The organism is Duganella radicis, assembly GCF_009720825.1.
GTDB classification, from domain to species: domain Bacteria; phylum Pseudomonadota; class Gammaproteobacteria; order Burkholderiales; family Burkholderiaceae_D; genus Rugamonas; species Rugamonas radicis.
This window is the reverse complement of sequence record NZ_WNKY01000006.1, coordinates 1-10,270: the sequence shown is the minus strand read 5'-3', so window position 1 is coordinate 10,270 and position 10,270 is coordinate 1. Positions and strand designations below refer to the sequence as shown.

Sequence of the window (10,270 nt, the reverse complement as noted above, 5' to 3'; positions counted from 1 at the left end):
GGTGAAAGCATTTCATGATCGTCACTCCTGGCGGGGAACACTGCCACCATTCTACGCCGTTGCGTGCTTCACGTATTTCTCCAGCCAGGCATTGGTTTCGTACAGCATCTGCATGATCGATTCGCGCGCGCGGTAGGCATGCGATTCGTTCGGCAGCATCACCAGCCGCGCCGTGCCGCCCAGCCCTTTGATGGCCTGGAACATGCGCTCGCTTTGCAACGGGAAGGTGCCGGAGTTGCTGTCTTCCGCGCCATGGATCAGCAACAGCGCATCCTTGATCTTGTCGGCGTTATTAAACGGCGACATGGCCTGATACACCTCCGGCGCCTGCCAGTAGGGCCGCTCCTCGGACTGGAAGCCGAACGGCGTCAGAGTGCGGTTATACGCCCCGCTGCGCGCTATGCCGGCGCGGAACAGGCGCGTATGCGCCAGCAGATTGGCCGTCATGAACGCGCCATATGAATGCCCGCCAATCGCAATGCGATGACGATGCGCCACACCGCGCCGCACCACCTCCTCCACCGCCGCCTCGGCCGATGCCACCAACTGCGGCAGATAGGTGTCGTTAGGCTCCTCATCGCCCGTGCCGACGATGGGGAACGATGGATTGTCCAGCACCGCGTAGCCCATCGCCAGGAACACCGCCGGTCCCCAGTAGCTGACCGCATTGAAGCGGTACGGCGAACCGGTGGTCTGGCTGGCCGCGCCGGCCGATTTGAACTCCTGCGGATAGGCCCACATCAGCATCGGCAACGGACCGTCGCGCGCCGCGTCGTAACCGGGCGGCAGCATCAGCGTGGCGGTCAGCTCCACGCCATCCTTGCGCGGATAGCGGATCTGCTCCTTCACCACATCCCGCAGCTGCGGCGTGGGGTGCGGATAATTGGTCAGCGCCGTCAGCTGCTCGCCTTCCGGCCTGGTCAGATCACGCAGATAATAATTCGGCCGCTCGGTCGGCGATTCGCGCGTGGTGAGCAGCAGCGTGCCGTCGTCATTCAGCACCGCCGCCACGTTTTCAAAATACGGCGCGGCGCTCTGGAACAGGCGTTCCTTCTGGCGCGTGGTCAGGCTCAGACGATCGATGAACGGGCGGTCGCCTTCCGGCGTGGCGCCGGCGCCGTCCAGCAGCACCGTGGTGCCGGGACCGATCAACAGGCGCGGGAAGCCGTTGGCGTCGGCGCGCATCACCGGCGAGCCGGGGCTGTTGTAGCGGTCCTCGTACGAACCGGCGATGATCAGCTCCGGCGGCGTGGAAAGGTGGCCCGGCGCGATCATCCACTGCTTGTAATCGCGCGTCTTGTGCCAACGCTCGTTAATCAGCGCCACATCGTCGCGTCCCCAGGCGATGCCGGCGTAGCGCATGGTCAGGCGCGCCAGCACCAACGGCGGCTCGCGGAACGGCGCCGCATGGAGCAGCACCAGATCGCGGATGCCATCAATGACTTCGCGCGCGGGATCGCCGCCATCCTGCGCCTCGGCCCACACCAGCGAGGCCGGCGCATCGGCGCGCCACGACACGTGGCGCACGCCTTCCGACACCGCGTCATTCCCCGGCGGCAAGCCCTCCTCCAGCGGCAGGCTGGCCACCGTGTGGACCACATCGCCGTGCATGTCGCGCACTTCCAGCTTTTCGCCGAAGCTCGATGCCGGCACGATGTAGGAATACGGCCGCGCGATGCTCTGCGTGAGCAGATACTCGCCGCCCGGCGCAATCGAGGTGCGCGAGAACTGTCCCGGCGCGCCCAGCAGGCGCGTCTTACCGTTCAAGTCCACAACCGCCATCTGCACCGTGATGTAGTACTCGAACAGGCGCGCGTCGTCCTCGTTCTTGAGCAGATCCTGATAGGTGCGCAGCTGGCGCACATGGCCGTCCGAGGTACTGTCCTGCTCTATCGGCCCGGCGGGAATGCCGTTGGACACCGGCGGCTTGCCGATGCCGGCCGGACGCCAGTGCACCAGCAGCCCGCTGCTGTCCGGCAGCCAGTTGAAGCCGCGCGTCAGCACCGCCGACAAAGGCTGCGGCGACAGCCTGCGCGCCTTGCGTTCTTCGATATCCAGCACCCACAGCTCCACCGCGCCACGGTCGCCCTGCATCGCCACATGCGTGAAGGCGAGATAGCGCTGGTCCGGCGACCAGCTCAGGTCCGCCAGCCGCAGGTTGCGCGGCAAACCGCGCAGGCGGCTCTCCTTGCGCGTGCCCACGTCCAGCAGCGACAGATCGGTGCCGAACGAAAAACGCGAGGATGCGCAGGTGCGCGGATTGATGCGCAAACCGGCCAGCTTCAATTCCGGCTGCGCCACTTCGGCGATGCCGGGCAGCGGCGGCGTTTGCACCACCGCCACGATGTTACGTTGAGGGCTCAGGCTCAAGGCCGGCGCGCGCGGCGCGTCGACGATGGCTTGCAGGGCGGCGGGCGGCAGGCGATAGCCGCCCTCCTGGGCGCCGGCTTGCGGCGAGGCGGCCATCAGGCCTAAATTCAGGGGCAGCACAGATAATGGTTTGTTCATGGAGATCCTTTCGGTCCAGAAGCGAAGGGCTGCTAAAGCCCAGTTTGCTTACGCTTGCCGTGATTGTCAATCCAGTGCCGTACAATCACGGTTTTCAGCTTTCGCTTTCGGACAGATTATGGAAATGACCACACTCGTATTGTTGCTACTGGTGCCACTGGCGGTCTGGCGCATTTATTCGCGCCTGAAGGTGGTACTGGGCCGCACCAAGTCCGAGCTGTGGCGCCACTACGCCACGCTGGCGGTGATGGTGGTGATGGTGCTGGCGGTGGCGGTGCAAATCCTCGGCAACTGGGTGGCGCTGGTGGCGCTGCTGGCCGGTGTGCTGGTGGGCGCCCTGCTTGGCCAGCAAAGCATGAAGCGCAGCCGCCTGGAGAACCGGCCCGAGGGCTTTTTCTATACCCAGGACCGCAAGCTTGGCTTATTGGTCATCATGCTGTTCATCAGCCGCCTGATCTACCGCCTGTTCGAGGCCTATCTGCATATGCACAACGGCATGCCGCTCGATCCTGATTTCCTTGGCAATCCGATCTCGTCGTGGCTGTTTGGTTTGCTGGGCGGGTTCTATGGCCTGTACTCCTGGCGCCTGATCGTGTGGCGCCGTACGCAAAAACCCGTACCGCGTCCGATAGACATTTTCGACATTAAATAAAGCGACAGTGCTATCGTAGTCGTGTGGTATTCTGAGTATATCCGCACGGCAACAAGGTTGCACTGCTATGAACACCTCCATTTACGACAAGACCGCCAAGGGGCGCGAGGAAATTGCGACGCGCAAGTTCCAGCTTGCCTCGCGTTTGCGTGCCCTGCTGGTGTTGGTGGATGGCCACAGGTCGGAACAAGAACTGCTGCGCAATGTGGCGGGACTGGGCCTGACGGCGGCCGCATTGCAGGAATTGCAGGAACAGGGCTACATCGTGCTGGCCACCAGCTATGTCTCGCTGCCGGAGCCCGAAGCCACCGCACCGCCGCCATCGCCATCGCTGCCCGAGTCAGCGGTCGACCCGGTGCGGCAATTCCAGTCGGTTTACGATTTCTACAACAAGACCATCAAGAGCACCATGGGCCTGCGCGGCTTCACCTTGCAGCTGAAGGTGGAAAAAGCCGGCTCGGTGGATGAGTTGCGCCAGCTGCGCGATCCCTACGTGGAAGCGGTGCAAAAAGCCAAGGGCCGCGACATGGCGGCCCTCCTTGCCCAACAACTGGATCAACTGCTGGCCAACTAAATCCCGTCAGGCGGCCGCTTTCTCCTCCTGCTTGCGGCGCTGGAGCACGAAGATCGGCTGGGCCCATTCCGTGTCCTTTTTCTTTTTGCTGGTGATGAGCGTCAGCTCCGAAGGATCGTAGACGTCGGTGTTGTGGGTCAGCGGCGTCGTCATCAGATACTGGGCGTCGGTGTTCTTCAGGAACTCGCCGACCAGCTGGATGTTGCGGATATCCAGGTGGGCAAACGGTTCGTCGATGAACACGAAGCCGCCGGAGCCGTCTTCCGACTTCAGCAAACCAATCAGCAGCACCAGCGATTTCATCACCTGCTGGCCGCCCGACGCCTCACCGTCGTTCATGCCGATCACGCCCTTGCCGTCGAACTTGAAGCGCACGTGCAGGCCGGCTTGCGCCAGTTGCACGTCGTCGTTCTCCAGACGCACCGGATCGGCAGTCACCTCGATGCCGGCCAACTGGCCCAGCTCCTTGATGTTGGCGGCGTAGGTCTTGATGGTGTAGCGCAGACGCTCCATGTAGGCGCCGCGCGCATTGCCGGTGGCCTCGATGGCGCGGTTGTTCTGGTAGCGGCGCTCCTCGGTTTCCGACTGGCGCGCATGCAGCTGGTCGTTCAGGCGCTGGTACTGGTCGATCACGGTCGCATCCAGTTCCCAGTCGCTGCGCGCCAGGCTGGCTTCCAGGCTGTGCACGCGCAGCGTGACCTGGTGCGCGTTCTGATGTTCCTTCACCAGCGCGGCGCGGCGCGCGGGACGGCGCCAGCCTTGCGGCAGATGGCGCCATGCCTTGCGCAGTGCCAGCAAGGCCCCGGCGTGGTCGCTGCGCTGCTCCAGTTGGCGCTTGTGATTCAGGCGCATGCCGGCTTCCGCTTCCGACAGGGCGAAGCGCGCGTTCTGCCAGGTGGTGTCCGCACGGGTGCGGGTGACCACGGCGGTCTTGATCAGGTTTTGCAGCTCGCCCAGACGCGCACCGACTTCGGTACGCTCGGCGCGCAGCGGCACGGCGTTGCGTGCGGCATCGTCGAATTCCTCCGCGCGCGCGGCCAGCTCTTTCGCCGCGTCGACGCCGGCCAGGCGGGTTTTCAGCGAACTGATTTCGGTCGCCAGCTTGGACACTTGCAGCGTCAATTGATCTTCCTGCGCCTCCAGCGCCGGCAAGCCTTTCTGGATCGCTTCCATGCGCTGCGTGCGGCCGGCGGAGCCGAAGCGGTAGCGCGAGGCTTCCACGAACAGCGAGCGGCCGCCGCGGCGTTCGCGGTGGTAGGCTTCCGGCGTGATCCACTCTTCGTGGCTACCCAGCTTGGCGCCCTGGTCGACGCTGTCCACGCGGGTGATGCGCGACAGCTGTTCCACCAGCCATGACGGCACCTTGGCCGAGAACTTCACCACCGACATCAGCGAGTCGTCTTTCACGCTCGGCGCGTGCACCAGATCCGGCACGATGAAGTGGCGATAGCGTTCCTTCTCCGCCAGACGGTAAGCGGCGGAAGCATCGGACGATTTATCCAGCAGCACCACCGAGGCATAGCCCGACAGCACGCCTTCGATCGCGCCCTGCCACTTCGGATCGGTGACTTCCACGATATCCGACAGCATGACGTGGCCGATGCCGGCGTCGTTCAGCACCTTGCGCATGGCGCGCTGCGCTTCCGGTTCCGGCATGGCGGTCTTGCCTTGCAGCGCCGAGATGGTCGACAGCTCGCCGGCGATCTTCGAGGCCACGGCGTCGCGCGCGGTGCGCTGGCGCGCCAGTTCGATTTCCTTTTCTTGCAGCGTCTTCGCCACTTCGGCCAGGTCCGAACCGGAGTCCGACGCCAGCTTCTCCAGACGGGCCTTCTGCTCCAGCAGGCTTTCCAGCGGCTTGAGTTTGCCGTTGATGTGGGTCAGGCGGGTTTGCAGCGAGGTCGATTCCTGCTCCAGCACCGTCTCGTGGCTTTGCGCATCCGACAGCGCCTTGGCCTGCGCGGCCAGCATGGCGCGCTTGTCGGCCAGTTGCGCGTCGGCCTGCATCAGCGGCTTGCGCGCTTCGCGCAGCTGACGGCTGATGTTGGCGTGCTTCTCGCGCGCCTCGTGGTACTCCAGCGACGGCAGCACCTCTTCTTGCAGGTTGCGGCGTTCCTTGTTCAGGTCTTCCCACTGGTGGTAGTTGGCCACGCGCAGACGCAAGCCTTCCAGATTGGTCCTGGAGGCTTCCAGTTCCGCTTCAAAGCGTTTCAGTTCGGTCTCGGTGTCGCGCTGGTGGCGTTTCGCTTCATCGTAGGCATCCAGCACTTCCTTGTCGCCGAACACCTGGAACACCAGGTCCAGCAACTGGCGTGGCGCGTATTCGCACAGCTTGTCGGTTTCGCCCTGCTCCAGCGCCAGCACCTTGGCCATGGCCGGCGACAGGCCCGCCATCGCCAGGCGCTTGCGGTAGTTTTCCACACCGAGCCAGTCGCCGACCGGTTCGCCGATGTCTTCGATCTGCACGTTACCGGGGCGCATGAGGTACTGGCGCTTCCAGTCGCCGCCGTTCTTCTGAATCTGGCAGAACAGCGTCACTTCATCTTCGGCGAAGAAGCCGGAGCTGCGGAACGGACGGTTGGACAGCTGGCGGCCCATCGGCTTGTTGTCCACCACGGCGCGCAGCCATGCGGTTTGCTGGCCGCTGTGGCGCGCATAGTGTTTATACGTGCGGCCCATCGAGCAATCGAGGCCGAACAGGGTGCGCAGCGCGTCCAGCAAGGTGGTCTTGCCGGAGCCGTTCTGGCCCGCGATGGTGATGATCTTGGCGTCCAGCGGGATGTTCTTGATGCGTTGCCAGTAATCCCAGTGGACCAGTTCTAGCGATTTAATGTGAAACATGGCTTAGTCCTTGGCTGGAGTGTCATCGATAGGAGCTGGCGGCGGTGCTTCGAAAGCCGGCAGGATTTCCTCTTCGTCGTTGGCTGCTTCGGTCGGCGTATCGACAGCGATAGGCGGCTCGCTGCGCGGCACCGCCACCATGGTCGGCGGCGAGCGCTTGAACACGTCGGCCAGCGCGCCGTTGACGATGCGCTCTTTCAGCAGGTCGGTATCCATCAGCAAATCGAGCAGCGGGCCTTCGACGATGACGTCGCCGCGGCGCTCGATGAAGCCCAGCTTGGACAGGATGCCGAGGTTCATGTCGAGACGGGTCTTCTTGCCCAGCTTATCGCCGAAGTCGGCCAGCAGCGCCTTGTAGGCGATGCCGATCGAGGTGTCTTCCGCGCGCGGCAGCGGCTTCTCGGTGCCGAACATATCGTTCTGGTTGTCCTCCGCGTGCTGGTGGGTTTCCTGGCGTTCGCGCTTGGGCAGAATGATCTGCGCCCACAGCACCACCAGCAGCGCCACGCCATCGCGCGACAGGCCGAAGTTATTGTTTTGCCAGACATCCTTCGCGCCGAAGATCTTCGGCTCGATATTGCGATGCAGGGCCAGCGTGACGTGATCGGCGTACACGTTGTCGAGCAGCTTGAGGCCGACGGCCAGCAGGCGCGCATCGACTTCGGTGCGGAACTGCTCGTCCGACAGCACGCGCTTGACGAGTTTATCGTCGCGGCGCAGGGTTTGATGCGACAGCAGGCGCGCAATCAGAATTTGGGAATCGTCATTCATCAGACTTGTCGCCTTCCGGATTCAAAGACAGTGAGAGGGAGGCTAAGGACATGGCGGCTACCTCCAGATCGGGCAGCTGCACCATTTCATCTTGCGGCGAGAACTTCACCGGCAGGCGCGCCAGTTCGGCGGTGGCGCCTTGCAGGCGCGCCTCGTCGGCGTCGCCCAGCAGCGGCAGCAGCGAGGCGCGGTACGAGGCCACGGCAAACGTCGCCGGCAGCAGCGATTCGTGCGCCTGGATCGACTTCGGCGCTTCCTCGGCGATGCTGGGGAAATTGCCCAGCGCCGCAAAGTCGGACAGGCGCGCCAGCCAGTCGTCCAGCTCCTGCTGCATGGCAGGGCCTTCGCTGATGGTGGTCGGCGCATCGGTGCCGGTCGGCAGGCCATTGGATACAACTGTGTTTACGCGGTCTGCCATTAATTCTGTTTCTGCTACGTCGATCATTTCCGCCGGCGTGATGAACAGCGGGACGACCGGCTGGTCGATCGCGTCCGTGGCCAGCGAGGCCAGGTCCTCATGCTCCAGCAGCCAGCGCTTGATGTCCGTGGTGGACAGGCCGGACTGGCCCAGGTGCACGCGCTGGCGCTCGATCTGGTTGAGGGCGCGCGAGAACATGCCCTGCATGTTCAGCAGCGCCGATTGCGCGCGGCCGATGGCCTGCGCCGCCTTGTGCGTGGCGCTGTCGGCGTTTTCGTCGGTGGTGATGGCGCGCAGGATTTCCGAGCCCTTCTCCACCCAGTCGCACGCCATGTGCCACTTGGCCTGCGAGGCGCGCAGGCGGAATTCCGAGCCGGAGGCGATCGCGTCCGAGAATTCCTCGGTCAGTTCCACCAGTCGGCCCAACAGGTGATTCAGCTGGTCGACCGTGACGCCGCCCATCACCTGGGCGCCGGCCACCTGCGACAGCAGGAAGCCCATTTCGGCGTTGTCGTCTTCTTCGCGGCCGAGCGCCAGCAGCGCGTCGATGGCCGACAGCACGTTGCGCGCCATCGGCGTGACGCGGTACACGGCTTGCTGGGCGTCCCAGGCCAGCAGCTGGTTGGAGCGCAGGCGCAGCACGGCCGTCTCCAGCGATTCCGGCAACAGGTAGCCAAGGCGCGTGTTGATGTCGGCACGGGTGAAGCTGGTGGACGACGTGTCGCCGGCCAGTTCGCGCAACACCAGCAGGCGTACCAGCACGCCATCGAAACCGCCGTGGAACAAGGCCGTGAATACCTGAAGCAGCGGCTGCGCGCGCTTCAGGTGGTAGACCTGCTCGATCTCGTCGGCGGATATGTGCGGCTGGAAGTGGGCTTGCAGGCTGTCCGGCTCCTGCTGCTCCTGTGCGGCTTCACTAGTTATAGGTTCGATCATTCTTTGCCATTCTGTACTCCCCACAATTGCAATAATTGCAAATAAAACGTCATTGTCGCGGGGGCGTCAGTATAGCAGGAGCCTACTTTTTCACGACCTTTTCCAGTGTCTGGTCGACGAAGTCGCCGTCATTGTCGTTAAAGCGCACGCGCACCGGGTACCAATCCATGGATGGCGCCAGCCACAGGTCGACCTGTTGGCCCTTGGCGTCCGGCGGCGGCGCCTTGCTCAGGTGGACCGCGCTGATTTCACCGGAGCCGATGTCCACGGTTTCGGTCTTGAGCACCTTGAAGCTCCATTGCTCGGCGTCGCGGCGGCCGGCCACGAACAGATGCCACTCGCTGCCCGGCTTGAACTTGTCCGGCGCGGCGCGCGCGATGGCGGCCAGCTGCCACTGGGCGCTGCTGCGATCCTGCTCGCCCCCCAGTATCGGATAAGTGAGGTCGCTTTCAGTAAACGCAATGGTTTTGGCGTCGCGTTTGAAGCTGGTGGTGTAGGGGTCCTTGCGGATGCGCTTTTCGTAGAACGTCACCGGCGCCAGGCCGAAATCGTCGATCACGCCCTCGCTGCGGTTTTCCACCACCTTGCCGAAGATGGCGGCGCGGCTTTCGGTGACGATGGAGTATTTGCCATCGCCGACGCGCCATTGCACGGTGGCGGTGCCGTTCAGCGACAGGCCGCTTTGCCTGATTTTCAGGCTGTAGCTCAGGTCCGCCGAGGGCAGCGGATTGGTCGGGCGCTTGACGCTCGGGTGCTCGTCGGCCGCGTGGACCGAGGCCGCCAGCAGCAGCGCCGCGCATAGGGTACTGATGTTTTTCATTTGTCTGTCATCTTTATGTTGGAGACGGTCTGCGTGGTGAGCGCGCCGCTCGCCTCCGTGTTACGTATCTGGATCGGATACCAGTTCAGGCCCGGCGCCAGCCAGATATCCAGTTTCGACGAATAGCTGCCCGGCTTGGGCGGACGGCTCAAATGCCAGGTCACGACCTTGCCGGTTTTTGTTTCGACCTCCTCCTCGCCCACCAGCTGGAAGCGGAAGATGGTGGCTTCCTTTTCCTCGCCCACCTGTATATCGATGTCGCTGCCAAACTGGTTGACATCGGCGCGGCCGATGCCGCCCAGCTGGAACGGCACGGTGGCCTTGTCCTGCGCCCCCACCAGCAGCGGGTAGCTGCGCTCGGACGCGGAGAAGGTGATGGTGCCGTCCGCGCGGTTGAAGTGGGTCGCGGTTTCGGCGCGGCGCGCGCGCTTTTCGGTGGCGGTGACCGGGGCGATACCGTAGTCGTCGATCTCGCCCTCGCTGCGCAGCACCAGCAGGTTGAGGCGCGTGACCAGCAGGCTGACGCCCGCCTCCACCGAGGCCGTGTAGCGGCTGCCGTCAGTATGCCACGTCATGGTCGCGGCCCCCGTCCATTTGGTGCCGTCGGCGTCCACCCGGTCGACCGTCATGTCGAAGGTGGCCGACGGCGGCAGGTTCACCTTGTAGCGGCGCAGGCCCTGGCGCGGGGCGGCGTCCGGCACCACGGCGGCCGGCGTCTCGCCCTGCGCCACCGCCGGCGGCGGCGTGCCGGTC

The 10,270-nt window shown here is 64.2% G+C and carries 8 protein-coding genes; 2 read left to right on the top strand and 6 right to left on the bottom strand.

Features of this window, described 5'->3' with window-relative positions:
* Positions 1-51 precede the first annotated feature (51 nt).
* Positions 52-2,508 (bottom strand): S9 family peptidase, encoded by a 2,457-nt coding sequence (locus GM676_RS08110; RefSeq protein ID WP_155463027.1) that lies wholly within the window; start codon positions 2,506-2,508, stop codon positions 52-54.
* Positions 2,509-2,632: 124 nt separating this feature from the next.
* Between GM676_RS08110 and GM676_RS08105 the strand changes: the two genes are divergently transcribed.
* Complete coding sequence (locus GM676_RS08105) at positions 2,633-3,160, top strand: CcdC protein domain-containing protein (RefSeq protein ID WP_211923183.1); 528 nt, start codon at positions 2,633-2,635, stop codon at positions 3,158-3,160.
* A 67-nt stretch (positions 3,161-3,227) separates the two neighbouring features.
* Positions 3,228-3,734, top strand: coding sequence for a hypothetical protein (locus tag GM676_RS08100; protein WP_155463025.1), 507 nt, complete (start codon positions 3,228-3,230; stop codon positions 3,732-3,734).
* A gap of 6 nt (positions 3,735-3,740) precedes the next feature.
* On the opposite strand, the gene GM676_RS08095 is transcribed toward GM676_RS08100, so the two are convergent.
* The 5 genes from GM676_RS08095 to GM676_RS08075 form a co-directional block, all read right to left on the bottom strand.
* Positions 3,741-6,572: an ATP-binding protein gene (locus GM676_RS08095; RefSeq protein WP_155463024.1), complete on the bottom strand. Its 2,832-nt coding sequence runs from the start codon at positions 6,570-6,572 to the stop codon at positions 3,741-3,743.
* Positions 6,573-6,575: 3 nt separating this feature from the next.
* A complete protein-coding gene (locus tag GM676_RS08090) occupies positions 6,576-7,343 on the bottom strand; it encodes a hypothetical protein (RefSeq protein WP_229262588.1) in 768 nt (255 codons plus the stop codon).
* Entirely contained in the window at positions 7,336-8,697 is a 1,362-nt protein-coding gene (locus GM676_RS08085) for a hypothetical protein (protein ID WP_155463023.1), read from the bottom strand. Before GM676_RS08085 ends, GM676_RS08090 begins: the two co-directional genes overlap by 8 nt.
* An 82-nt stretch (positions 8,698-8,779) precedes the next feature.
* Positions 8,780-9,517 (bottom strand): DUF3108 domain-containing protein, encoded by a 738-nt coding sequence (locus tag GM676_RS08080; RefSeq protein WP_155463022.1) that lies wholly within the window; start codon positions 9,515-9,517, stop codon positions 8,780-8,782.
* A partial coding sequence (locus tag GM676_RS08075; RefSeq protein ID WP_155463021.1) for a DUF3108 domain-containing protein occupies positions 9,514-10,270 on the bottom strand: 757 nt, incomplete at its 5' end. The genes GM676_RS08075 and GM676_RS08080, both read right to left, overlap by 4 nt.

What these genes read in the sequence shown, in the direction of transcription:
- GM676_RS08110 (WP_155463027.1), bottom strand. Translation starts at nt 2,508, where the DNA reads ATGAACAAACCATTATCTGTGCTGCCCCTGAATTTAGGCCTGATGGCC.
- GM676_RS08105 (WP_211923183.1), top strand. Translation starts at nt 2,633, where the DNA reads ATGACCACACTCGTATTGTTGCTACTGGTGCCACTGGCGGTCTGGCGC.
- GM676_RS08100 (WP_155463025.1), top strand. Translation starts at nt 3,228, where the DNA reads ATGAACACCTCCATTTACGACAAGACCGCCAAGGGGCGCGAGGAAATT.
- GM676_RS08095 (WP_155463024.1), bottom strand. Translation starts at nt 6,572, where the DNA reads ATGTTTCACATTAAATCGCTAGAACTGGTCCACTGGGATTACTGGCAA.
- GM676_RS08090 (WP_229262588.1), bottom strand. Translation starts at nt 7,343, where the DNA reads ATGAATGACGATTCCCAAATTCTGATTGCGCGCCTGCTGTCGCATCAA.
- GM676_RS08085 (WP_155463023.1), bottom strand. Translation starts at nt 8,697, where the DNA reads ATGATCGAACCTATAACTAGTGAAGCCGCACAGGAGCAGCAGGAGCCG.
- GM676_RS08080 (WP_155463022.1), bottom strand. Translation starts at nt 9,517, where the DNA reads ATGAAAAACATCAGTACCCTATGCGCGGCGCTGCTGCTGGCGGCCTCG.